We start from the raw sequence: 24,167 nt of genomic DNA on the forward strand, positions 1-24,167 counted from the left end.
GGCGGGCTTTCGCTATCCGGTGATGTGTTTCATCCCCACAGTTCATTAATGCACCTACCACGGATGGGATCCGCGTGCAGCATCCCCATGTCCCCGACTCTGTTGCCAGTCTTCCTGCGCACACAGATCCGTCACGTCAACCATCCACACCACCGTGCAGCCGCTGTAGACTATGCCCGCTCAAGGCGTACCCCAGCCGATCACTTTATGAAAGAGACCCCCATGGCCAATCAAGACATCACCTTCGTCCCTGATCCTGACGCCGATTCCATCTCCTCCGATGTGGCCGGCTTCGGCGGTCTGCTGGTTTCCACGCAGATCCCGACCCACGCTGATGGCAGTCTGGAGTTGGGTGACATCACCCGCCAGAGCGAATGCACCCTGCAGGCACTCAAGGTTGCGCTGGAGCGCGCCGGCAGTTCCATGGATCGCGTCCTGCACCTGACCATCTACCTCACCGACATGGCCGATCGCGCCGCCTTCAACGAAGTCTACAAGCGCTTTTTCGCCAAGCCATGGCCCGTACGCGCCGCTGTCGGCGTGGCCTCGCTGGCGGTGGAAGGGATGCGCGTGGAAGTCACGGCGATGGCGGCCAAGGGCTGAATCCGATCTGTCCGGCGGCCTGGTCAAATGAGCCAAGTCGCCGTTGCAAACCTGCGAATACGATAAGCAGCTGTTTTAAAACAAAATTATTTACACTTTTTGCTTCCAACATGGCGCAGAAGTTGGTAAATTTGCGCCCATTCCTGCACAGGGCCTCAGCGGACTGGCAGCGAACGTAGCAACGCCCGCCGTTGCTCACCCGCTTCACCATCAAAAAAGACAGTGCCCAGCACTCGTCGCGATCGATACAGGGGCGTCGCCAAGCGGTAAGGCAGCAGGTTTTGATCCTGCCATGCGTTGGTTCGAATCCAGCCGCCCCTGCCATTTTTCTGATTCATATTCCACTGCACAGACGCACCCATCGACTGTAAGAGCTTGCTCGCGATGGGCGTTAACGCTGGCGCTGCGTACCTGAATTTCCACATCGCTCTTGCTCACATCGCGAGCAAGCTCGCTTCTATATTGGGTTGTCGATCCTCTGCAACGCCTGAGCCAGATCCGCACGCAGATCCTCCACGTCCTCAACCCCCACCGACAAGCGCACCAGCCCATCGCCGATGCCCAGTCGTGCCCGGGTTTCGGGCGGGATGGTGGCGTGGGTCATGATGGCCGGGTGTTCGATCAGGCTTTCTACACCGCCCAGGCTCTCGGCCAGGGCGAAGATGTGAACGTTCTCCAGGAAGCGCCTGGCGCCGGCCAGGTCGGTGTTAAGGTCGATGGAGATCATGCCGCCGAAGCCGCGCATTTGGCGTTTGGCCAGCTCGTGCTGGGGATGTGAAGGCAGGCCGGGGTAGTAGACGCGGGCGACTTGCGGTTGGTGTTCCAGCCACTGCGCCAGGTCCAGTGCGTTGCTGCAGTGGCGCTCCATGCGCAGGGCCAGGGTTTTTATGCCGCGCAGGGTGAGGAACGCGTCGAACGGGCCGGCAATGGCGCCGACGGCGTTTTGCAGGAAGCCAAGGCGCTCGGCAAGTTCAGGGTTCTGGCCGACCACGGCGATGCCGCCGATGACGTCCGAGTGGCCGTTGAGGTATTTGGTGGTCGAGTGCAGCACGATGTCGAAGCCCAGTTCCAGCGGGCGCTGGATCCACGGACTGGCGAAAGTGTTGTCGGCCACGCAGATGACGCCTCGCGCGCGGCAGATGCGGGCAATCGCGGCGAGGTCGGTCAGGCTCAGCAGCGGGTTAGTCGGCGTTTCGACCATAACCATCCGCGTGTCGTCCTGCAGGGCTGCTTCGAAGGCGGCCAGGTCGGTCAGGTCGACGAAGCTGAAACGGTGCCCGGCGCTGCGTTTGCGAACCTTGTCGAACAGGCGGAAGGTGCCGCCGTACAGGTCATTGCCGGAAACGATGTGGGCGTTGGCGTCGAGCAGTTCGAGCACCGTGGAGATGGTCGCCAGCCCCGAGGCGAAGGCGAATGCCTGGGTGCCACCTTCGAGGTCTGCGACGCAACGCTCCAGGGCAAAGCGCGTCGGATTGTGGGAACGGCCGTAATCCAGGCCCTTGTGCACGCCGGGGCTCTGTTGCAGGTAAGTGGAGTTGGCATAGATCGGCGGCATCAACGCCCCGGTGGATGGGTCCGGCGTCTGCCCCGCGTGAATCACGCGAGTGGCGAAGGCGTGGGCCGGGGCGTTTTCGTCATGCTGGCTCATGCAAGGGATCTCCGTAGGTGGTTGAGCAGGTCGAAGCGGGTGATCAGGCCGTGGAAGCCCGAGGCGTCGGCGATGATCGCCACCAGCCCGCGGTCGAGCTCGGCTTGCAGTTCCGCCAGGCTGGCAGCGGGTGCGAGGGTCTGGACTTTGTCGGTCATGGCGCTGGCGACGCTGAGGCGAAAGTGCGAGGGGTCCTCCTGCATGCCGAACAGGATGTCGGATTCGTCGATGACGCCCACCAGTTGCTTGCCGTTCACCAGCACCGGCAGTTGTGAGACATCGGCCAGGCGCATGCGCTGGAAGGCGGTGAGCAACGTATCGTCCGGGCCCACGCTGATCACCCGGCCGTCTTCGAAACGCCGCGCGATCAGGTCGCGCAGGTCGCCGTAGCGTTTGTACTGAAGCAGGCCCTGATCATTCATCCACTGGTCGTTGTAGACCTTGGACAGGTAGCGGGTGCCGGTGTCGCAGACGAAACTGACCACGCGCTTGGGCTGGGTTTGTTCGCGGCAGTAATGCAGTGCGGCAGCGAGCAGGGTGCCGGTGGACGATCCGCCGAGAATGCCTTCGACCCGCAGCAGTTGGCGCGCGTGATCGAAGCTTTCCTCGTCGCTGATTGAGTAGGCCTTGCGCACGCTGGACAGGTCGCAAATGGAGGGGATGAAGTCTTCGCCAATGCCTTCCACGGCCCACGACCCGGGCGTGCCGAGCGTGCCGCTGCGGCTGTATTCGGCCATGACCGAGCCTGCGGGGTCGGCCAGGACCATTTCCAGGTCCGGTTGCACCCGTTTGAAAAAGCGGGTCAGGCCGGTCAGGGTGCCGGCCGAACCAACGCCGACGACGATGGCGTCCAGGTCGTGCTGGGTTTGCGCCCAGATTTCCGGCGCGGTGCTGCATTCATGGGCCAGGGGGTTGGCCGGATTGTTGAATTGATCGGCGAAGAACGCGTCGGGAATGTCCTTGGCCAGGCGTGCGGCCACGTCCTGGTAGTACTCCGGATGGCCCTTACCGACATCGGAACGGGTGATGTGCACCTCGGCGCCCATGGCCTTGAGGTGCAGGACCTTCTCGGTAGACATCTTGTCCGGCACCACCAGTACCACCCGGTAGCCTTTGGCGCGGCCTACCAGTGCCAGGCCGAGCCCGGTGTTGCCGGCAGTCGCTTCGACGATCGTGCCGCCGGGCCTGAGGCGCCCGTCACGCTCGGCCGCGTCGATCATCGCCAGGCCGATGCGGTCCTTGATCGAGCCGCCGGGGTTCTGGGATTCGAGTTTGAGAAACAGGGTGCAGGGGCCGGTGTCGAATCGGCTGACACGCACCAGGGGCGTGTTACCGATCAGTTCGAGCACGGCAGGGCGGGAGTCGCTTGGCATGTCATCACCTCGCTCGTTTATTGGCAATGGAGGGTCAGTGAGTGGATCGCGATAGGTATGGAAAGGACCATAGGTCGGGATGGCGTGGTTGGCAACCACGGGGCGCACGGACGGGTTGTGGCAATACCCGCGCTGGCATGCAGGGTACCGGCGGTCAGGCCGGTTGAATCTTGCACGATGCCCGCACTCGATGTTGCACAGAGCTTTGCTCTGCAATGGCGGTGCTATCCGCCCGGGGTTCAATCAATGACATCGGTCGAAGACTTCAGAATACAATCGCACGCGCTCCTGATCGAACTGGACGCGGCAACGATGGGCATGATGCTGCTGGTATCTGCTCGATGCGTTTCCGGGCCTGCGTGGGATGAAGCGACCCAAAGGCACCACGACGCTTATGAGCTGTGGAATGCCTTTCTCAATGTTCCGGATTCGGGTCTCGACGCGGCGAATCAGTGAGGAAGCGGACCGCTGTCAGCGGCCCGCCGTGGCAGTGTCAGTCCTGGCAAAAGCGGATGCGGTTGCCGAACGGGTCATGGACTTCAAGGATCTTGCCCCAGCCTTGCTCGACGATATCGGGCCGGCCATAGCCGTAGCGCTTGGCCTGGAGTTCGTCACGGAACATTTCAATATTGTCCATCGGGACAAAGGTCGTCGCGCCCGGGCTCGCATCGCCGTGATGCTCCGAGAGATGCAGTTGCAGACTGCCGCGCTGGATCCCCAGATACAGGGGCAGGTCCGCTTCAAAACGATGCTCGAACTCCACGCTGAAGCCCAGGAAGTCGAGGTAGAACTCCCGCGCCTTGGTTTCGTCGAACATTCGCAGGATCGGAATGGCTTTAGTGAAGGTGACCGCCGTTTGCGGGACTTGCGCAGGCAGCAGCGCCGCAGCGGTGTTCCAGTCCTTGTAGCCCAACTGGTGGGCGACCAGTTCCAGCGCCATGGAATGGGACGCTTGCTGGTCGTGCGCTTGCAGTGAGGCGCGCAGGCGCTTGGCCATTTGCTTGGCTTGTTCGATAGAAATCATCACAGCTCCTTTGATCAAGGCATGTTGGTGCTCGCGTTGCCAAACCTCGACCGTCAAGAGTTGCGACTGGATTTGGGTAATGAATACATGCTTTCACCCTTCCTTACGGAAGCGAGCGGCGGGCAGCATCGGCCCGCGCTGATAGTACACAGCCGCTGGCGTGTGGGGAAGAACCTGGCTGCGATGCGCGCAGCTGCTACTTTTTCAGGAACGCATTCAGAGGATATGCAACATGGACCGGTTCACTGGCGGTTGCCTGTGTGGCAACGTGCGGCTTGAGGCGAGAGGGCGGCCCTACCGCGTCGGCCTCTGCCACTGCCTCGATTGTCGCAAGCACCACGGCGCGTTGTTTCATGCCTCGGCCATATTTCCAGAGGACGCCGTGACCATCCAGGGCGAAACCGGCGACTATGCCGGACGGTTTTTCTGTCCGCGTTGTGGTTCATCGGTGTTCGCCCGCAGCGCTGATGAGATCGAGGTGAACCTGGGCTCCCTGGACGCCCCTGATCAACTGCTGCCCACTTACGAAAGCTGGACCTCGCGTCGTGAGTCGTGGTTGCCCGCCTTTGCGCTGGACAGGCACTATGAACAGGATCGGGAGTCTTCTGGACGCTTTGAGCAATAGCAACTGCGGCGCCTCAGGGGAGCGGTAGTCTGGCGTAATCAGGAGGACGGTAATGCTGTTTGTGGTGATGCTGGGAGGCAAACATCCCAGGGCGCGGATTGAGGTTCATGATGTTGTGTTCGCCGTTGCGGACGACCTTCAGGGTACTTATGGGCAATTGCGAGAAGGCTGGTTTGGCCATCCAGCCGGCGTGCACATCGACTCATGGATGCGCGTTGATGGTGTGGAAGGCTGGAAAGTCGAGTTGAGTCCGCTGGCACCGGCAGCGGATTCACCGCGCCTGTACTTCATCAACCTGGGTGGTTATGAAACATCGGTGTTTGGTGAAGCTCACCATTACCTGCTGGTGGTCGCCCGGAACAGGAAAGAAGCCGCTGCCAAGGGCAAGCGCCAACTGCCGGCACACTGGACCCAGTCGCATACCGATGCGCTGATGGACGTGGATGATTGCCTGCCGATCGACCTGGTGGGCGGGCGGTATATCCATCTGGTCGAGGGTGAGCACGGCGGGATCATCCAGGGGAACGACTACATCGTTCTCCCACAGGGGCATGCGTAACCTTGTGTGGCACATAACCCTGTAGGAGCAAGGCCTGCCCGCGATGAGGCCGCCTCGGTCACCTGATTTCAGCGGTGAATTTTCAGGATTTGCCCTTTGCGCGATCGGGATAGTTCAGCACGAATTGCACGTGCGCCTTCACCCCGGTCGCGAAGGTGGCTTCATCGACGGTGAAGTAGGGGCTGTGGTTGTTGGGCGCTTTGGACATGTCCTGGCCTTCAGGGGTGGCGCCCAGGAATACGAACAGGCCGGGTACCTTCTGGGCGTAGTAGGAAAAGTCTTCGCTGGGCGACAACGACGACTCAAGCCGCTGGACCTTGCCTGGCGCTGCCAGCTTCATTGCCGGCACCATGGCTTCGGTGAGGGTCGGGTCGTTGATGGTCACCGGGGCATTGTTGACCAGCAGCAACTTGGCTTCGGTTCCATAAGCGCTGGCGATGCCACTGACCAGCGGAGGTATTTTCTGCAGGATGCTGTCGCGTATGTCGGCGTTGTTGGTGCGGATGGTCCCGGTCATCTCCAGGGTTTCGGGGATGATGTTCGCCGCCGAGCCGGCATTGATCGTGCCGACACTGATGACCCCCATTCCCTTGGTCAGATCGATGCGTCGACTGACCAGCGTCTGCATCGCGGCAATGATGCCCTGGCTGGTGACGATTGGATCGTTGCCGCTCCAGGGAGCAGAGCCATGGGTCTGCTGCCCCTTGAGCTGGATGCGGAATGAATCGCTGCTGTTGAGCACCGTGCCGGCCTTGTAGAACAGGTGCCCGGTCGGGTAGCCCGCCATCACGTGCAGGGCAAATATCGCCTCGACTTTGGGCGAGTCCATGGCGCCATCGCGAATCATTGCCTGGGCGCCGATCAAGGTATCGGTCTGGAACTCGTCCACATCGGCCGCACCTTCTTCGGCGGGCTGGAACAGGAAAACGACAGTGCCGCGCAGTTGCTCGCGATGCTCGGCCAGTACCTTGGCCGCACCCAACAGCATGGCGGTGTGGGTGTCATGGCCACAAGCGTGCATCACCGGCACGGTCTTGCCCAACCGCACACCGGTGGCCTGGCTGGCGAAAGGCAGGTTGGTCGCCTCCTTGACCGGCAGCGCATCCATGTCGGCGCGCAGGGCCACCACGGGCCCAGGCAGTGCGCCTTTGAGCACGCCGACCACGCCCGTCTTGCCGACCTGGGTGCGCACTTCGATGTTCGAGGCCTTGAGCTGAGCGGCGACCAGGGCAGCCGTCTTGACCTCCTGGTTGCCCAGCTCGGGATGCTGGTGAATGGTGCGGCGCAGATCGATGACTTGCTGGTTGACCGAGCTGACTGCGGAATCCACCCAGTCCAGGTCAGTCGCCTGGCTCGAAGGGGCGCCAAGTGCAGTCAACAATGCCAGGTACAGGGGAGCTAGGATCGGACGTTTCAAGGTGAGGTTCTCACTGTGTTTTTATTATCCGGCAGACATTGCCGCACCCAAGGGTATGGGCTCGCGCGCGCAGCGGCAAAGGCCAATGACCGGTAATCGCACGGCTTTTGCTGTTTTTTGCGAGGTTCGATTCGGGGAAAAAAAGTGCGCAGAATATGGACAGTGATCAGCATTTTCCGGATAGCGTCGAACGGCTTTCTACCGAGCGGGATGCAAGTATCGACCTGTCAGTGATCAGGCCTCGTGTATCTGGTTGACCCCGGTGATCTGCCCGTTCCAGATCATCTCGTAATGGGCGGTCTGGATGATCGACAACACCGGCCTTGGGGTCATCAGTGCCCAGCAGTGGTTACCCTGCAAGCGCACCGACCGGTAGCGCAAGCCGGGACAACCTGCCAGCTTCACGGCCTTGCCCAGGCGCTGGGATGACGCGTAATCGTCGGGCGCGTAAATCGCATCGTTCATCGCCACGGTGGCGGCATCTTTCATCGCCGCATCGACGAACGAACAGGACAATCCACGGAACACAAAACGTTCATAGTTCAAACCATGGACGTTCGACCAGTACAGGCTCTGGTGATGTTGCACTTCCGCCAGGGCAGTTTCCATCGAGGCAGCCAGGTACAACACGCCAAAGCTGCCATCGCTGAAGCGCGAGCCGGCCGGGTTGACGTGGGTGAAGGGGGCAGTGGCGTAGGAGCAGCCGGGAATGCCGAAGGGGATTTCGCTGCGCGCAATCATCTCCAGCTGACCGAGTTCGTTCCTGAGCCTGGGGTTGGTCAGTGCCTGGATCTGATAGAGCGCTTCGAACTCCCGGGCGTCGGCCACGTCATCGAACAAGTCGATGGGCGGGAACTTCGAATTGACCAGGCGATAAGCTTGCACCGGCTCCCCGGCAAGAGTCGGCAAGAGGTCCAGGGTCACCATTGTGCACCCCGCAGGACGTCGATCCGGCGGAAGGTCTCATAGAGCGAGACCATGTCCCCTTGGGACATGATCTCCAGGGGCGAGCGGCCGTTGAAGAACTCGTTGTGATTGGCCATGGCGGGGAAGCCATAAACATTGTCCGGGTTATCAAATACCAGGCGTAGCGCTGCGTGGATGTTGAGGATAAAACTGATGCGTTGCATCTGATCGGCATCCAGCGCCACCGACCAGTCAGCGTCACGCTGTTTGGCGCGGGTGTGGGTGCTGCGGGAAATACGCAGGATCCGGCAGGCCTGCTCGCTGGACGCTGCCCATTTTTCAATGATCCCGACCGCCGCCCGCAGGCCGGCCACGCATTGATCTTTGGAAAAGGCCTGTGCAGGAAGGGCGTTGGCCATGAAATCCACCTCACTTGATAATCTACAGATCAAGTTATAGGCTTTTTGCGTCTACAGATCAAGGCGCCGCTTAAATGGGCCGCTGTCACCCATTAATGCTGCATCCCCCGCCAGCCTCGCGCTTAATTGACTCCCGGCGCGTCCATAGGGTGTACCATCAAGGTCTGCTCATCAGATATCAGTTTGCCATGACCACGCAAAGCCAAGAGAGCCGCCAGATCGTAGCTTCTCTGGCGCACCGTGTGGGCCCCGACGCCGACTCCGCAAGGATTGCCCAGGCGCTGGCCACCACTTTGCAGGATATGGACGCAGCCCTCGCGCCGATCATCGGCAAGCAGGGGGTTGGCGCGCTTTACTGCCGCAGCGTGCATCTTTGCACCGCCAGGCACCCGCACTTGGCCGTCATTTGTGCCAGTGTTCCGCAGTCGCTGGATGTGCTTGCCCTCGAGTCAGTGCTCGTCGAGCAGAGCGATGCCCAAGCGTTGTTTTTCAGCGAAGTCATGCTGACCACTGTCTACGAGCTGTTGACCACGCTGATCGGGCCCTCGCTCACCGCACGTTTGCTTCGTGACGTGTGGGGACCTTCCTTGAGCGACACCCCTTCGCAGGAAATTTCGCCATGAGCACCAAAGTAACTATCAACCGTCTGGCCACGGGCGTGCCAGGACTGGACGAGGTGCTGGGCGGAGGACTGCCGGAATTTTCGTTCACCCTGATCGCCGGTCCTCCGGGCTGCGGCAAGACCACCCTGGCGCATCAGATGATGTTCGCCCTGGCCACCCCTGAGCGACCGGCGCTGTTCTTCACCGTGCTTGGCGAACCACCGCTGAAGATGCTGCGCTATCAACAGCAGTTCGACTTCTTCGACAGTGAGGCTATCAACCACTCGGTGCGCTATATCAACCTGGCTGACGACACCCTGGCCGGGGACCTGGATGAAGTGCTGCGGCGCATTGTCAGCGAGGTGCAAACCCACTCGCCGGCCCTGGTCTTTGTCGACTCGTTCCGCTCGGTGGTATTGGCCAGCCAGACCCAGGACAACCCGAACAACAACCTGCCGCAGTTTGTCCAGCAACTGGGCATGTTGATGACCACCTGGCAGGCGACGACCTTCCTGATTGGCGAGTATTTCACCGAAACCGATACCAATCCGATTTTCACCGTGGCCGACGGCCTGATCTGGCTGCGCCAAAGCGTGCAGCGCAACTCCATGGTGCGCAAGATGGAAATCATGAAGATGCGCGGCCAGCCGACGCTGCCTGGACTGCACACCTTCCGTATCGCCACGTCGGGGATCAAGGTCTTCGCACCGGTTGCGACCGAGCACTTCGAGGTCGCTCGGCCACCTGTCGGCGAGCGCCTGAAAATGGGTGTGCCGCAACTTGACGAGATGCTCGGCGGTGGCCTGCCGCGGGGCTATTCGCTGCTGGTGGCCGGCCCTTCGGGTTCGGGCAAGAGCATCCTCGCCGCGACATTCCTGGCAGAAGGTGCGCGCAATGGCGAAACCGGGGTGATTGCCGTCTTTGAACAGCGTCCCAATCATTCGCAGAACGCCACCCTGGCGGGCCTGATCGAGGCGGGCAAGGTCGGCCTGGTGGATAGCCGCGCGCCGGACCTGTCCATCGATGAGATCGTGCATTTGCTGCTTAGCGAAATCCGTCGCCTGAAGGCGACCCGGGTGGTGATCGATTCATTGTCAGGTTTCGAGCTGGCGCTGGCGCCGACCTTTCGCGAAGATTTCCGCGAGTCGCTGTCGCGGATGGTCACTGCGTTGACCGGTGCCGGGGTCAGCGTGCTGATGACTTCCGAGCTGGAAGACCGCTACACCGACCTGCGATTCAGCCCTTATGGCACGGCATTTCTCACCGACGCGATCATCGTGCAGCGCTACATCGAAGTGCAGAGCCGCCTGCTGCGCATCATGGCGGTGGTCAAGGTGCGTTCCAGTGCGCACTCCGACGAGCTGCGCCTGTACCGCATAGACAACGACGGGCTGCAGATCGGCGATCGCTTGCCGGATCAGGAAGGTTTGCTCGGCGGCCGCCCAACCCGGCGCCACACGGGCCCCGACAATGGATGAGCATTATCATGAACGAGGCTGATGGCCGGCACGAAAAAGCGCTGGCGACTGCCGCTCGCGAATTGTTCGTGCTGGGTCAGAAGACCGTTGAAGCGCGCGCGGTGCTGGGGGCCCTGCAAAAGGAACTGAGCGACGCCAACACGCAGCTGATGGACAATCAGCAGGTCGAGCAATTGATCGAGGCCAATCAACAACTGGTGCTGGCAATCCTGTCAGCGCAGTCCGACGCCCAAAACACCGAGCGTACCGACCGCGAGCAGCGGCTGTTCGTGGAGATGCGCGAAGCCAACGAGCAACTGGTGATTGCCGCCCTGAGCGCGCAACAACTGCAAGCCTCGGCCGAATACACGCTGCAGCAGCAACGCAACACCCTGGCGGTGGTGGCCCACGAGTTGCGCAACCCGCTGACGCCCATCAGCATGATTGCCGGGCGGCTGGCGAGGGTGCCAAGTGCAGAGCTGCCACGCATGCAGCACTTGATCGAGGGGCAGGTCAAGCACATGTCACGGCTGGTGGAGGACTTGCTCGATGTCTCCCGCGCCACTTCCGGGAAGCTGCGTCTGGACTGCAGCCTGATTGATATCGTCCCGGTCATCGAAGACGCCGTCGAAATGTGCCGGTCGTTGATGACCGATCGCGGTCTGCACTTTACGGCTGATGTGCCGCAGCAGCCCCAGATGATAAAGGGTGATGCCGTGCGCCTGACGCAAATCCTCGACAACCTGCTGGGCAACGCCGCCAAGTACACTCCGGCGGGCGGCGTCGTCACGCTGGGCGTCACAGCCCAGGGCCACAACCTGATCATCCGTATTCGTGATAACGGCATCGGTATTTCCGCCCAGGCGCTGCCGTTTATCTTCGAACCGTTCGTGCAAGACAATCATGCCATGGGCTTCAACAGCGCCGGCCTGGGTATCGGCCTGACGGTGGTGCGCGATCTGGTCGAGGCACACGGAGGGCGCGTGACCGGTCGCAGCGAAGGCGATGGCCAGGGCAGCGAGTTTGTGGTGACCTTGCCCCTGATTTGAGACCTCACGGATGAAAAGCTCGCTTGTTCTGCGGTATCGTCCCACTCCAGGGATCTGATCGCTGACAAGGAGTTCGCCATGGTACTGACACCCGATCGTCTGATGAAAATCGCCCGCACCAACCCGGCCAACGTCGAGATCCTCGAGCGTCTGCCGGCCCTTGGCCTGAAGCAGTGCATGCTCACTGCCGGCTGCCTGTTCCAGGCCGTGTGGAACCATCACGACGCAAAACCTGCCGCGTGGGGCATCAAGGATTACGACGTCTTCTACTTTGACCAGGACTTGTCCTGGGAGGCGGAGAACGAGGTCATCCTGGCGGCCGAGGCGCTGTTTCAAGACCTCGACCTCAATATTGAAATCAAGAATCAGGCCCGAGTCCACCTGTGGTACGGCGAGCGCTTCGGCGAGGTGTATGCGCCTTATGGCCTGGATGATATCGAGCAGGGACTGTTGCGGATCAATCCGGTGAACCATCAATTTGATCTGTTCGAAAAGAAAGCGCTCAGCTATCAGGCGCGCTGGCCTTGGCTGGAAATTGTCTATCCGGCTGTTTGAGGCAGGAAAAAACGAACTTGCCTGATCCGCTTTCCTCCAAGAACAAGGATGCACATAGCGAGGAGGGCGCAATGCACGCAACCATCGATGTAGAAACCGCAGCGTCGCGCCAATGAGCCGCTACCAGGCCTGCATCGGCTGCGCCGGCTGGAATCTGCCTCGTGACCAGTGGCCGATGTTTGCTGCTGAAGGCACTCATTTGCAGCGTTATGCATCGCAGCTGACGGCCGTCGAAATCAACAGTTCGTTCTATCGCCCCCATCGGCCGAAGACTTATCAGCGCTGGGCCGAATCGGTACCTGCGGGGTTTCGATTCTCGGTCAAGCTGCCCAAGCGGATAACCCATGTTCAGCGTTTGCAGAATTGCGAGCCGCTGCTGGACGAGTTTCTCGCCCAATGCACGGCACTGGGCGATGCCCTGGGCTGTTTGCTGGTACAGCTACCGCCCTCCCTGGCGTACGACGAAGCCATGGCCACGGCATTTTTTAGCGCCTTGCGCCCGCGTTACGGCGGGGCCCTGGTGCTTGAGCCTCGGCATGCCAGTTGGCAAAACGCTCAGGCGTTGTTGGTCGAGCAGCAGGTCGGGCAGGTGGCGGCTGATCCAGCGGCCATTCCTGGCGGTGACGTGCCGGGTGGCTGGCGGGGGATTGAGTATTGGCGCTGGCACGGCTCGCCCCGTATTTACCACAGCGCCTACGATATCCAGCGCCTGCAGGCACTGGCGCAGCAGGTGCAATTGGCGATCCAGGCAGGACGCGAGGCCTGGTGCATCTTTGACAATACCGCCAGCGGATTTGCCGTGGGCAATGCCTTGGCCCTGCAATCGTTACTCACCCCGGCGAGCAACAAAACGCTCGTTTGCAAATAGCCTTCAATTAGCGCTTCGCGCAGTCGATAACCTGATCAGAACAGCCATCTGCAGCATGGCTGCACCCAACTGATCGGGGATGCACAGAGTGTCGATAAAATTACGTTTGATACTGCTGATTGGTACCGGCTTGCTGACGGCCTTGATCATGAGCCTGGTCAGTTATATGGGAAACACGCAGATGGCGGAGGCGGTGAGCGATAACGAAGTCAGCATGGCCGCGCTGCGCAATCATCTTGAAGCCGACATGATGCATGACGCCCTGCGCGCCGACGTGTTGTCGGCGATGCTGGTCGGCCTGGGAAAGAGCAACAGCAGCCAGGCCGAGGTGCGCAACTCCATCGATGAGCACGCGGGACGTTTCCGTGAAGTGCTGGGCAACAACCTCAAGCTGCCGGTCAACGCCACCCTCCAGGCTGGCCTCAATCAGATCAAGCCGAGCCTCGATACCTACATCAGCGCCGCGGAGCGGATTGTCGGGCTGGCGCTGGAAAATCCTTCGGCTGCGCAACAGGAACTCGGCACTTTTAATGCCGCATTCAGCCAGCTCGAAGACCAGATGGCTGCGCTCAGCGAACTGATCGAAACCGATACCCAGCACACCAGCGTCGGTACGCAACAGGCCATCAGCAACGCCAATTTTGCCCTCGGTGGTGTGCTGATCGCCAGCCTGTTGTTGCTGCTGGTGCAGGGGCACTGGGTGCTGCGCAGTATCATGGGCCCGCTGCAAACCGCCAGTCGCATCGCCGACAGCATCGCCCACGGCCACCTGAGCGAGGCAATTGCCGAACCTGCCGGCAAAGATGAAGCCAGCGCCCTGATTCGCAGCCTGGCGACCATGCAGCGCGACTTGCGCGGCATGATCGAGGTCGTGCGCAGCAACGCCCACGGCGTGAGCGGCATGAGCGAACGGTTAAGCAATGGCTGCCATGAGGTCGCTGACAGCAGTCAACAGCAAAGCAGTGCCGCCAGCACCATGGCCGCAGCCGCGAGCGAAATGACCGCCAGCATCGAGGAGATCACCCGGCATGCCGAGCGTGCGCTGAACATGGCGAACCAGGCGGAAAACCTGGCCAAGGAAGGCGGCCGGGTGATCCATCAAGTGGTCAGCGACATGGATGGCATCGCTCGCTCGGCGCAGCAGTCGGCGCAGGTCATCCGCACCCTGGACAAAGAGTCCGAAGGGATTTTCAGCATCATCCAGGTCATCAAGGGCATTGCCGACCAGACCAACCTGCTGGCACTGAACGCCGCGATTGAAGCCGCCCGCGCCGGAGAGCAGGGCCGTGGTTTTGCCGTGGTCGCTGACGAAGTGCGCAGCCTGGCGGGGCGTACCAGTGCGTCGACCCAGGAAATCGCCGGCATGGTTGCGCGCATCCAGCAAAGCACCCGGGAAGCGGTCAGCAGCATGGAAGCGGGGGTGGCTCAGGTCGACAAGGGGATGGCGGTGACCGCCGAGGTCGAGCGGGCGATCCGGGAAATTCTCGATGCCACGCTCAATACCACCCAACTGGTCAACGACATCACTCGCACCATTGGCGAGCAAAGCCTGGCCAGCAACGAAATTGCCCATCAGGTGGAAATGATTGCCGGGATGTCAGAGGGCAACAGCCGTGTGATTGGCGAGACGGCCAACACTACTGATGAGCTGGCGAGCCTGGCAGGGCAGTTGTCGCAGTCAGTTAACAGGTTCCGGCTTTGAAGCCGCGGCAGGCGCTGGCACAGCCCGCGATCTTTTGAACCGGCGTCTCACACAAAAAAATGCATCTAATGTTTTTAGATGCATAAAAAAACATTTACAAGCAGAATGCATGCTGTGATTATGTTCGTGCGAATTTAAAAAAACAAAATCGCATGCGGCGCTGATTCCAATCAGGCCATAACAAAAACGACATAAACACAGGCTTGAAGCCGGCACTGCCCCTGGCCGGACTTTTCAGCGAAGGAGAACCTCTCCCGTGCATCGCTTATTGAACAGATCCCTCTGCGTCACCCTGCAAGCCCTCAGTGTGGTTGCACTCGGCGCAGCCTTTGCGCAGGCCCAGGCCGCCGGCACCTTGCGAGTTGGCCTCAACGCCGATATCCGCAGCACCGAGCCTGGGGTCAACCGTGACGAGAATACCGATACCGTGATGCTGCACATCGTCGAGGGCCTGGTGGCCCATCGCGAGGATGCATCGGTCGGCCCGTTGCTGGCCAAGGAAGTCCAGGTTTCCAACGAAGGCCAGACCTATACCTTCAAGCTGCGCGACGGGGTCCGTTTTCATAATGGCGCGACGCTGACGGCGGCTGATGTCAAGTGGACCTGGGAGCACTACCTCAATCCCAAGACCCAGTGGCGCTGCCTGGCGGAGTTCGATGGTCGCGGCGGGGCGAAGATCACCGGTATTGCCACCCCCGATCCGCTGACTGTGGTCTTCACCCTTGATCAGCCGAGCGGACTGTTTCTGGCCTCCATGGCCCGTCCTGATTGCGGCGGTGGTGGCATTCTGCACCCGGACTCAGTGGCGGCGGATGGCAAGTGGAAAGCCCCGATCGGTACCGGCCCGTTTACCCTGGCCGAGTGGAAACCCGGGCAGTCGGTGGAGCTGGCACGCTTCAAGGATTACAGCGCCCGTGACGATGCCGGCCCGGATGGCTTCACCGGAAAGAAACAGGCATTGGTCGATGTGCTGCGCTTCATGATCATTCCCGATGCGTCTTCGGCCAAGGCGGCGCTGCTGTCGAACAACATCGACCTGCTGCCGGACGTGACCGCCAGCGATGCCCAGGAGCTCAAGGCACTGCCGGGCGTGCAGGTGTCGGTCAGCCCGATCATGGCGATCTGCGGTTTGCTGTTCCAGACCAACGATCCTCTGCTCAAGGACGTGCGCATTCGCCAGGCCATCGCTCATTCACTGGACTACGGACAGATGGTCACGGCCTTGTCCAACGGCCTGTCCGAGCCGAACAATTCGGCAATACCGCAGACCAGTGCTTTCTACGACGCCACGGCGAAACAAGGCTACAAATATGACCCAGAGCAGGCTCAGCGTCTGTTGAAAGAGGCCGGTTACAAAGGCCAGCCGATCAAGATGATCGTCAACAAACGCTATCAGCAGATGTTCGACATGGGCGTACTGAGCCAGGCCATGGCCCAGGGCAGCGGCCTGAATATCGAGATGGAAACCCTGGAGTGGGGGACCCAGCTGGAGCGTTACCAGAGCGGCAACTACCAGATGATGTCGTTCTCCTACTCATCGCGACTGGACCCGGCCCTGGGTTTTGATTCGCTGATGGGCGACAAGAGCAAGGAGCCGCGGAAGGTGTGGGACAACCCCCAGGCCCAGGGTTTGCTGCGCGAGGCCGTGCGCGAGAGTGACACGGGCAAGCGCCAGGCCTTGTTCGATCAACTGCACAAGATGATGATTGAGGACACCCCGATGGTAATCATCTACAACGGCACCATTATCGGCGCGTTGCGCGACAGCGTCCGTGGCTACCACTCCTGGCCGGTGGCCAAGCCACGCCTGTGGGGCGTGAGCCTCTCGGCTCAGTAAGGCGGAGTCTGATCATGTTGCGTTTTATCCTGCAAAAACTCGGGATGGCGATACCGACACTGTTGCTGATTTCGGTGATGGTGTTTGCGTTGATCCGCTTGATTCCCGGTGATCCGGCGCTGCTGATGCTCGGCGACATGGCCGACCCCCAGAGCCTGGCCGACATGCGCCGCAACCTGGGCCTGGATAACAGCCTGGTGACCCAGTTTCTCATCTGGATCAAGGCCGTGCTCAGCGGTGACCTGGGATTCTCCATCAGTACTAAACAGGCGGTATTGCCGCTGATTCTGGAGCGTTTCAGCGTCAGCGCGATTATCGTCCTGGTGTCGGTGCTGCTGGCCACGCTCATCGCGGTGCCGGTGGGGCTGATCGCCGCCTGGAAACAGAACAGCGCGCTGGACCTGGGGCTGGTGACCACTGCCACCTTGCTGCTGTCGATTCCCAGCTTCTGGCTTGGCTTGCTCCTGCTCCACGCGTTCGGCATCAAGCTCGGCTGGCTGCCGGTGGTGGGGTACGTCAGCTTTGCCCAGGCACCCTGGCAGGCCATGAGTTACCTGGTACTGCCGATCGTCACGCTGACCTTGGTGGAGCTGGGCGCGATCACTCGCATGGCCCGGGCCAGCACCATTGAAGTCCTGCGCCTGGAATACATTGCCCATGCCCGCGCCAAGGGGCTGTCGGAACGCGCGGTTCTCTGGCGGCACGCCTTGCCCAATGCTTTTGCGCCAACCTGGACCCTGGTCGGGCTGATCCTTGGCAACCTGCTGGGCGGCATTGCGGTACTGGAAACCGTGTTCACCCTGCCGGGCATTGGCCGGCTGATGGTGGACGCGATCTTCGCCCGCGACTATCCGGTGCTGCAGGGCTGCCTGCTGCTGATCACCTTCATCTATGTGCTGGTCAACCTTTGTGTGGATCTGCTTTATCCGCTGTTCGATCCAAGGGTGAAGTTATGAGTTCGAATCTACCTGTGGCGCCGCTTGTCGACACCGCCACCCCCGCAGGCAAGCGGCCCCGTGCCTGGCCCGCGGCCAACGCCATGATCGGCGGCAGTCTGCTGCTGATCCTGATCGCCCTGGCCTTGCTGGGACTGGTCTGGACGCCGTTCGACCCATTGCGTCTCGACTTACTGTCGCGGTTGCAGGCGCCATCAGCCACTCACTGGCTGGGCACCGATGAATTCGGTCGCGACGTGTTCAGCCGGCTGTTGATCGGCGCCCGTACCAGCCTGTGGATCAGCCTGCTGGCGGTCAGTGTCGCGGTGATCGCGGGGACCTTGATCGGCATGCTGGCCGGCTACCTGCGCGGCTGGACTGACCGCGTGCTGATGATGTTCAACGATGCGCTGCTGGCCTTCCCCGGCATCCTCATGGCCCTGGGCATCATGGCGATCATCGGCGCGAGCAAGTACGGGATCGTCCTGGCACTGGGCATTGCCTACACCCCGTCGGTGGTGCGCGTGGTGCGCGGCACCGTGTTGTCGCTGCGGGAGCTGGAGTACATCGAAGCGTCGCGGGTAATCGGCAATTCCGAGCTGTACACCATGCTGCGGCACATCGCCCCCAACTGCCTGGCGCCACTGTGCGTACTGGCTACCAGCATGTTCGGCTGGGCATTGCTGTCGGAAAGCGCCTTGAGCTTTCTCGGCCTGGGCGTTCCGCCACCTGCGGCGACGTGGGGCAACATGCTCGCCAGCAGCCGACCCTATATTGCTTCGGCGAGCTGGCTGGGAATCTTCCCGGGGCTGTTCATCTGCCTGGCACTGTTGGCTATCAATCTGTTCGGCGACGCGCTGCGTGATCGTCTCGACCCCCGGATGAGGAAATAAGCATGGCGACTGATACGTTGCTGAGCGTGGAAAACCTGAAGATTCGCGTGGGTGAGCACGGCGCACTGGCGGTCGACGACCTGAGCTTCAGCGTTGCACCGGGCGAGATCGTCGCCCTGGTTGGCGAGTCGGGCAGTGGCAAGACCATGGCGGCCCGTGCGGCGATCGGCCTGCTGCCGCTGCCGATGCAGGTCTGCGCAGGTCGCCTGGAGTTCCAGGGGCGTGATTTGGTGAAGCTCGACACCGCACAGCTGCGCGCCATTCGCGGCGCCAGCATTGGCATGGTGTTCCAGGAGCCAATGGTGTCGCTCAACCCCGCGTTGAAAATTGGCCAGCAGATGAGCGAAGCGCTGCAACTGCACACCGACCTCAGCGCCGCGCAGATCAGCGAGCGTTGCATCACGATGCTCCAGCGCATCGGCATCAAGGACGCCGAACGCTGCCTGGAATCGTACCCGCACCAGTTTTCCGGCGGCATGCGCCAACGGATCATGCTGGCTTCGGTGATGTTGTTACGCCCGGCGTTGCTGATTGCCGACGAGCCGACTACCGCGCTCGATTGCCTGGCGCAGCTGGACGTCATCGAGCTGATGCTGGAACTGACCCGGGAGCAGGGCACGGCTATCCTGTTCATCAGCCATGACCTGTCACTGGTCGCACGCTACGCCCACAAGGTAGTGGTGATGCGTCACGGCAAGTCAGTGGAGCAGGGCAGTATCCAGGACATCCTTCTGGCACCGAAGGCCGAATACACCCGCCAGTTGCTCGAAGCCTTGCCACGGCGCGGCGCATTGGCACCTTTGCCGGCCAGCGACGGCCCGTTGGTAGAAGTCGATCAGGTGTGCATCGAGCATCCCGGGCCTACTTCGTTCTGGGGCAAACGCCACTACAAGCGCGTGGTGCATTCGGCCAGCCTGGCGATTGCGCCGGGGGAAACCCTGGCGCTGGTCGGCGGCAGCGGTTCGGGCAAGACCACCCTGGGGCGTTCACTGGTGGGGCTGATCAAACCCTGTGCCGGGGCCATTCGGTTCAAGGGCGTGGACATTCTCAAGGCGGCCAATCGAACCCATCGGCTGCAATGCCAGATGATTTTCCAGGACCCTTATTCATCGCTTAATCCACGGATGAAAATCGGCGAGATCCTGGCCGAGCCATTGCGCCATGAACCGGCGCTCAATGCCCTGCAGCGCCGGGAGCGCGTGGCACAGACACTGCGCGATGTGGGACTGGCCGAACAGTTTATCGAGCGCTTTCCCCACCAACTGTCGGGTGGTCAGCGCCAGCGAGTCGCCATCGGCCGCGCACTGGTGCGGCATCCGCAACTGGTGATCGCCGACGAGCCGATTTCCGCCCTCGACATGACGATCCAGAAGCAGATCCTCGAACTGTTCGAGCGTCTGCAGGCGCAATACGGCTTCGCCTGCCTGTTCATCTCCCATGACCTGGCGGCAGTGGAGCGCATTGCCCACCGCGTGGCCGTGATGCATCAGGGCGAAGTCGTGGAGGTGGGCGCTCGCGAACAGATCTTCGACCACCCGCAACACCCCTATACCCGACAGCTGCTGGCGGCGGCGAGCCCGCTGGAAAAGCTGAGCGACGGCGGCTACCGAATACGACCCGCAAGCTTTTGATTTAGCACCCTGATGACACCCGGCGCGCCAGCTTCAAAACGGGCGCGAAGGGGGAAGTCATGTCCGAAAAACAATAAGACCTACTCATCCATCACGACTGCCAGGAGCCAATGACAATGCATAAGAACAACCTGAACCTGATCTTCAAGGGCGTAAGCCTCATGAGCGGCGGCTTGCTTTGCGCCCCGGCCTACGCCGATTTCATCAAGGACAGCAAGGCCGACCTGGAGCTGAAAAACTACTACTTCAACCGTGACTACCGCGAAGACGCCGGGCAATCCAAACGCGAGGAGTGGGCTCAGGGTTTCATGCTCAACCTCAAGTCCGGTTTCACCGAAGGCACGGTCGGGTTCGGCGTCGACGCGGTCGGCATGCTCGGCCTGAAACTGGACTCCAGTCCGGATCGCTCAGGGTCGGGCCTGCTGTCGCGCGACAACGAACCTGAGCCCGGGCAACCGAGCTACGTCAAGCGCGCCCACGATGAATATTCCAAGCTGGGTGTGACCGGCAAGGTGCGCTTTGCCAAGAGCGAATTGCGCAGCGGATACCTGGTACCGGACTTGCCGACCTTGCAACCCAACACCAGCCGCCTGTTCCCGCAGACGTTCCGCGGTACTCAGGTCACGTCGGCGGATGTCACCGGCCTGAACCTCACTGGTGGCCAGATCGACCGGACCAAACAACGTGAGTCGACCGACTATGAGGACATGGGGTTGACGGGGCAAAGCGGCGCTTACAAAAGCTCGGCCAAGAGCGATCAGTTCCGTTTCATGGGCGGCGATTACAAGGTCAATCCGAACCTGACGTTGACCTATCACTTTGCCCAGCTGGAGGACATTTACCAGCAGCACTATGTGGGCCTGAAGAACAGTTTTGCCCTGGGCGGCGGCGTGCTCAAGAGCGACATTCGCTACTTCGACGCGGACAAGGCGGGCGCCGGGCTGGCGGGCAAGGTGGATAACCGCGCGCTGAGCACGCGGGTCGCCTACAGCTACAAGGGACACAGCCTGGGCGGCGGGTATCAGGAGCAGTTTGGTGATACGCCGTTCACCTATGTCGATGGCACCAACACCTATCTGTTTTCCGAGTACCAGTTGAGCAACTTCTCCCAGACCAACGAGCGGGTGTGGCACGCGCGTTATGACTTTGATTTCGCTGCGCTGGGTGTGCCCGGGCTGACGTTCTCGACTCGCTGGGCCAAGGGAGATCAGGCGCAAGTGTTGGGTTTTGCCGGGGAAGGGCGTGAGTGGGAGCGGGATATTGACTTGGGGTATGTGTTCCAGTCCGGCGCGCTCAAAGGCGTTTCATTGCGCTGGCGCAACGGGATGAGCAAAGCCAATTACCTGCGCGACATGAACGAAAACCGCGTGATCGTCGGTTACACCGTGGCGCTTTGGTAATGAGCCTGCTGAACAAGATCAAAAGATCGCAGCCTTCGGCAGCTCCTACGGGGGGATGCCTACGGTGCGAGTCAGGCCTTGTTGCGCGCGACGCCCATCTTGCTGGCGACTTCCAGGTGCCGATGCAACAGGGTCGATGCCCATTCGTTGTCGCCCTGTTCCAGCGCATCGAGAATCGCCAGGTGCTCGCGGCAGGAGACCTTGACCCGCTCGACGTTGCTCGCCGAATGGAACTCGGTGAGGCGGCGCAGGCGGTTCTGTTGCTGGATCGCCTGCAGGATGTAGCTGTTGCCAGAGGCCGCAGCCAACAGCTCGTGAAACTCGGCATTGCATTCAAAAAAGCGCTGCCCGTCCACTTGACCTTCAAGCAGCTCCAGCTGCCGCTCCCGGCACCGACGGAATTGCTCGGGGTTGACCTTGAAGGTCGGCTCCAGCAGCCCCGCGGGCTCGAGCAGCATGCGAAAGCGATAACTCTCGAAGCGGGTTTGCGCGCTGCTCAGGGTTGGCAGGAACAACCAGCCGTGACCGTGCCTGCGCTGCATTACGCCTTCATCGGACAGGCGCAACAAGCAACGGCGCAGCACGCTTTTACCGACGCCATAACGGCGCAGCAGGTCGCTCTCGGAGATCTGATCGGGCAGCACCTGGTTAAGTCGGTCATCGATCAGGCGCGTGTACAGGTCGTCCTCCTCGTTGTGCAACTCGCTGACCTGCTGTGCCAGTCCGCTGGCCGTCTGCAGCGGTACGCGAAAACCCTGCTGCGGCAAGGGCTCGATCAACTGCTGCTCGGCCAGGTACGACAGCGCGCTGCGAATGGGCGAGCGGGACACGCCCAGGCGCTGAGTCAGTTCGACTTCCTTCAGATGAGTACCGGGTTGCAGGTCGCCCGACTGGATGGCGGAAAGAATCTGGCCGGCGACTTTGGTCTGCAGCGAGGTGAGTTGAGACATGGCGCGAGGTCGTTCCTGTGGCAGGGGAAGACAAGGATACCCGAAAAGCCCGGGCCGCTTCGATTCGCCCGAAACGGAATTATAGGCGGCGCAAATACATTTAATAAGTAAAAGTCACTATTTGAGCTGTATTACTTTCAATATAAAAACATTGCCGCCGCATCAATGGCAATTATCAGGAAGCGTTGTGATGACCTATGTACCTCTGCCCAGAGCCCTGCCTCAAGAACGGGGCGTCGACCCTCGCGGGATCGTCGAATTTCTCGAGGCGGTGAGTGACGCCGGGATCGAGCTGCACAGTTTCATGCTCTATCGCCAGGGAGCGGTGGTGGCAGAGGCGTTCTGGCAACCTTATTCGGCGCGCCGCATGCACGTGCAGCACTCGGCGACCAAGAGCTGGACGGCCACCGCCGTCGGCCTGCTGGTCGACGATGGACGCCTGCAGCTCGACGCCAAAGTCGTGAGCTTTTTCCCTGAACTGTGCCCGCCACAGATCAGCGCGAACCTCGCCGCCATGACCGTCGAAGACCTGCTCACCATGCGCACCGGCCATCAGCGCGGCATTTCCGGTGGCGCCTGGCGCAATCTGCAAAGCAGCTGGGTCGAGGCCTTCCTGCACGAGCCTGTGGACGAACCCCCGGGCCAGTCATTCATCTACAGCAGCGCCTCAAGCTTCATGCTCTCGGCCATTGTCACCCGTGTCAGCGGGCAGACCATGCATGCCCTGTTGCAGGAGCGGGTCCTGGGTTTTCTCGGGATGGACAAACTGGAGTGGGATCTGGCGCCAGGTGGCTTCAATTCCGGCGGCAATGGTTTGAGCTGCACCACGGAAGACTCACTGAAGTTCGGCGTGCTGCATTTGAACAAAGGGCAGTGGCAGGGCCGGCAGTTATTGTCGCCGCAGTGGATCGCCGCGGCCACTCGCAACCAGGTCGAAGACGTGTGGATGGGCGAATTCGATGGCAAGCAATACCTGCCGCGCAACAAGGACGGTGCCAGCGAAGTGCAACGTGAAGGGTATGGCTACCAATGGTGGATGACCCGTCACGGCGGGTACTACGCGTCTGGGGTTTTCGGCCAGTACTGCATGGTGCTGCCCGACCAGGAAACGGTGCTGGCCTTCACCTGCGGCCTGCAGCTCGGCGAACGCCGTTTGCAGGCGGCCATCTGGGAATATTTGTTCCCGGCCCTTGGGCGTGCAGCGGCGGACCCGCAAGCGTCCCGGTTGCAACTCGATGCAGCGATCGAAGGCCTGCGCCTGCCCATGCTGCAGGGCTTGAGTGAATCTCCCGAGGCTGAAGCCCTGCAGGGGCGTTTCGCCATCGAACCGAACGAGGACGGTGTGCGCGAGATCAGCTTTGATTTCAGCCCTGGCGAATGCGCGTTCAGCCTGGTCGATCATCGCGGAACCCATCGCCTGCGAGTGGGTTTGCAGCAGCCGTTGGAATCGATCACCAGCCTTACCGGTAACTATCTGCATCACCAATACCAACCACCGCAGACCCCGGTAATCGCCCATGGGCGCTGGACCCCTGATGGTGAGTTGCGAATGGACTGGCGCTTCGTCGAAACCGCTTTTGGCGACCATGTCCGTTGCCGTCTGGAAGGCGGTCGCCTGCTGTTTGATCGCGGCGTCAACACCAACGCCGGATCAATGCAGCGGCCGACCCTGACCGGCAAGCGCATCTGAATCTTTTGACACTTTACGGAGCAC

The 24,167-nt window shown here is 61.2% G+C and carries 23 protein-coding genes, 1 tRNA gene and 1 pseudogene; 18 read left to right on the forward strand and 7 right to left on the reverse strand.

The window, feature by feature from the left end; all coding sequences use genetic code 11:
• Positions 1-222 precede the first annotated feature (222 nt).
• Both HYI44_RS27060 and HYI44_RS27065 read left to right on the forward strand, forming a co-directional pair.
• Positions 223-603, forward strand: a complete 381-nt coding sequence (locus tag HYI44_RS27060) for a RidA family protein (protein ID WP_225570978.1) — start codon at positions 223-225, stop codon at positions 601-603.
• 249 nt (positions 604-852) lie between these two features.
• A tRNA-Gln gene (locus HYI44_RS27065) sits at positions 853-927 on the forward strand.
• A gap of 133 nt (positions 928-1,060) precedes the next feature.
• Here the strand turns inward: HYI44_RS27065 and HYI44_RS27070 are convergent.
• Both HYI44_RS27070 and HYI44_RS27075 read right to left on the reverse strand, forming a co-directional pair.
• Positions 1,061-2,251, reverse strand: coding sequence for a trans-sulfuration enzyme family protein (locus HYI44_RS27070; protein ID WP_225570979.1), 1,191 nt, complete (start codon positions 2,249-2,251; stop codon positions 1,061-1,063).
• Entirely contained in the window at positions 2,248-3,624 is a 1,377-nt protein-coding gene (locus HYI44_RS27075; RefSeq protein WP_225570980.1) for a pyridoxal-phosphate dependent enzyme, read from the reverse strand. The genes HYI44_RS27070 and HYI44_RS27075 overlap by 4 nt, the downstream gene beginning before the upstream one ends.
• A 177-nt stretch (positions 3,625-3,801) precedes the next feature.
• Here HYI44_RS27075 and HYI44_RS27080 point away from each other — a divergent pair, with 177 nt between their 5' ends.
• Positions 3,802-4,080, forward strand: a complete 279-nt coding sequence (locus HYI44_RS27080; RefSeq protein WP_318653951.1) for a hypothetical protein — start codon at positions 3,802-3,804, stop codon at positions 4,078-4,080.
• A gap of 37 nt (positions 4,081-4,117) precedes the next feature.
• Here the strand turns inward: HYI44_RS27080 and HYI44_RS27085 are convergent, their stop codons facing one another.
• Positions 4,118-4,648: a glyoxalase superfamily protein gene (locus HYI44_RS27085; protein WP_122840319.1), complete on the reverse strand. Its 531-nt coding sequence runs from the start codon at positions 4,646-4,648 to the stop codon at positions 4,118-4,120.
• Between the two features lie 232 nt (positions 4,649-4,880).
• Here HYI44_RS27085 and HYI44_RS27090 point away from each other — a divergent pair, with 232 nt between their 5' ends.
• Together HYI44_RS27090 and HYI44_RS27095 are read left to right on the forward strand one after the other, a co-directional pair.
• Entirely contained in the window at positions 4,881-5,273 is a 393-nt protein-coding gene (locus HYI44_RS27090) for a GFA family protein (protein ID WP_122840320.1), read from the forward strand.
• 52 nt (positions 5,274-5,325) lie between these two features.
• Positions 5,326-5,832, forward strand: coding sequence for a DUF1543 domain-containing protein (locus HYI44_RS27095; protein WP_122840321.1), 507 nt, complete (start codon positions 5,326-5,328; stop codon positions 5,830-5,832).
• An 82-nt stretch (positions 5,833-5,914) separates the two neighbouring features.
• Here the strand turns inward: HYI44_RS27095 and HYI44_RS27100 are convergent, their stop codons facing one another.
• The 3 genes from HYI44_RS27100 to HYI44_RS27110 form a co-directional block, all read right to left on the reverse strand.
• Positions 5,915-7,249 (reverse strand): amidohydrolase, encoded by a 1,335-nt coding sequence (locus HYI44_RS27100; RefSeq protein WP_225570981.1) that lies wholly within the window; start codon positions 7,247-7,249, stop codon positions 5,915-5,917.
• Between the two features lie 234 nt (positions 7,250-7,483).
• Positions 7,484-8,176, reverse strand: a complete 693-nt coding sequence (locus HYI44_RS27105) for an RES family NAD+ phosphorylase (protein WP_122840323.1) — start codon at positions 8,174-8,176, stop codon at positions 7,484-7,486.
• On the reverse strand, positions 8,170-8,574 hold the full coding sequence (locus HYI44_RS27110; protein WP_122840324.1) for a hypothetical protein: 405 nt from the start codon (positions 8,572-8,574) through the stop codon (positions 8,170-8,172). The genes HYI44_RS27105 and HYI44_RS27110 overlap by 7 nt, the downstream gene beginning before the upstream one ends.
• Positions 8,575-8,762: 188 nt before the next feature.
• Between HYI44_RS27110 and HYI44_RS27115 the strand changes: the two genes are divergently transcribed.
• From HYI44_RS27115 to HYI44_RS27165, 12 genes and pseudogenes are all read left to right on the forward strand, one after another.
• The gene (locus HYI44_RS27115; RefSeq protein WP_225570982.1) at positions 8,763-9,197 is read left to right on the forward strand and encodes a hypothetical protein; all 435 of its coding nucleotides are present in this window, start codon (positions 8,763-8,765) and stop codon (positions 9,195-9,197) included.
• On the forward strand, positions 9,194-10,654 hold the full coding sequence (locus HYI44_RS27120; RefSeq protein WP_225570983.1) for an ATPase domain-containing protein: 1,461 nt from the start codon (positions 9,194-9,196) through the stop codon (positions 10,652-10,654). Before HYI44_RS27115 ends, HYI44_RS27120 begins: the two co-directional genes overlap by 4 nt.
• 8 nt (positions 10,655-10,662) lie before the next feature.
• Positions 10,663-11,682, forward strand: a complete 1,020-nt coding sequence (locus HYI44_RS27125) for a sensor histidine kinase (RefSeq protein ID WP_225570984.1) — start codon at positions 10,663-10,665, stop codon at positions 11,680-11,682.
• A gap of 78 nt (positions 11,683-11,760) precedes the next feature.
• Complete coding sequence (locus HYI44_RS27130; protein WP_225570985.1) at positions 11,761-12,237, forward strand: nucleotidyltransferase family protein; 477 nt, start codon at positions 11,761-11,763, stop codon at positions 12,235-12,237.
• A gap of 112 nt (positions 12,238-12,349) precedes the next feature.
• Entirely contained in the window at positions 12,350-13,105 is a 756-nt protein-coding gene (locus tag HYI44_RS27135; RefSeq protein WP_225570986.1) for a DUF72 domain-containing protein, read from the forward strand.
• Positions 13,106-13,184: 79 nt separating this feature from the next.
• Positions 13,185-13,949 (forward strand): annotated as a pseudogene (locus HYI44_RS29720) (MCP four helix bundle domain-containing protein); the annotation flags it as partial.
• Between the two features lie 132 nt (positions 13,950-14,081).
• A complete protein-coding gene (locus tag HYI44_RS29725; protein ID WP_412548516.1) occupies positions 14,082-14,807 on the forward strand; it encodes a methyl-accepting chemotaxis protein in 726 nt (241 codons plus the stop codon).
• Positions 14,808-15,075: 268 nt separating this feature from the next.
• On the forward strand, positions 15,076-16,644 hold the full coding sequence (locus tag HYI44_RS27145) for an ABC transporter substrate-binding protein (protein WP_263869093.1): 1,569 nt from the start codon (positions 15,076-15,078) through the stop codon (positions 16,642-16,644).
• A 14-nt stretch (positions 16,645-16,658) separates the two neighbouring features.
• Positions 16,659-17,600, forward strand: coding sequence for an ABC transporter permease (locus HYI44_RS27150; protein ID WP_225570988.1), 942 nt, complete (start codon positions 16,659-16,661; stop codon positions 17,598-17,600).
• Positions 17,597-18,472, forward strand: a complete 876-nt coding sequence (locus tag HYI44_RS27155) for an ABC transporter permease (protein ID WP_122840330.1) — start codon at positions 17,597-17,599, stop codon at positions 18,470-18,472. The genes HYI44_RS27150 and HYI44_RS27155 overlap by 4 nt, the downstream gene beginning before the upstream one ends.
• 2 nt (positions 18,473-18,474) lie before the next feature.
• On the forward strand, positions 18,475-20,103 hold the full coding sequence (locus HYI44_RS27160; protein WP_225570989.1) for an ABC transporter ATP-binding protein: 1,629 nt from the start codon (positions 18,475-18,477) through the stop codon (positions 20,101-20,103).
• Positions 20,104-20,219: 116 nt separating this feature from the next.
• The gene (locus HYI44_RS27165; RefSeq protein WP_122840332.1) at positions 20,220-21,503 is read left to right on the forward strand and encodes an OprD family porin; all 1,284 of its coding nucleotides are present in this window, start codon (positions 20,220-20,222) and stop codon (positions 21,501-21,503) included.
• A 71-nt stretch (positions 21,504-21,574) separates the two neighbouring features.
• Here the strand turns inward: HYI44_RS27165 and HYI44_RS27170 are convergent, their stop codons facing one another.
• Positions 21,575-22,453, reverse strand: coding sequence for a GntR family transcriptional regulator (locus HYI44_RS27170; RefSeq protein WP_122840333.1), 879 nt, complete (start codon positions 22,451-22,453; stop codon positions 21,575-21,577).
• A 190-nt stretch (positions 22,454-22,643) separates the two neighbouring features.
• Between HYI44_RS27170 and HYI44_RS27175 the strand changes: the two genes are divergently transcribed.
• Complete coding sequence (locus tag HYI44_RS27175) at positions 22,644-24,143, forward strand: serine hydrolase domain-containing protein (RefSeq protein ID WP_225570990.1); 1,500 nt, start codon at positions 22,644-22,646, stop codon at positions 24,141-24,143.
• Positions 24,144-24,167: the final 24 nt, after the last annotated feature.

This window comes from Pseudomonas sp. Y24-6 (assembly GCF_020295325.1).
Lineage (GTDB): Bacteria > Pseudomonadota > Gammaproteobacteria > Pseudomonadales > Pseudomonadaceae > Aquipseudomonas > Aquipseudomonas gregormendelii.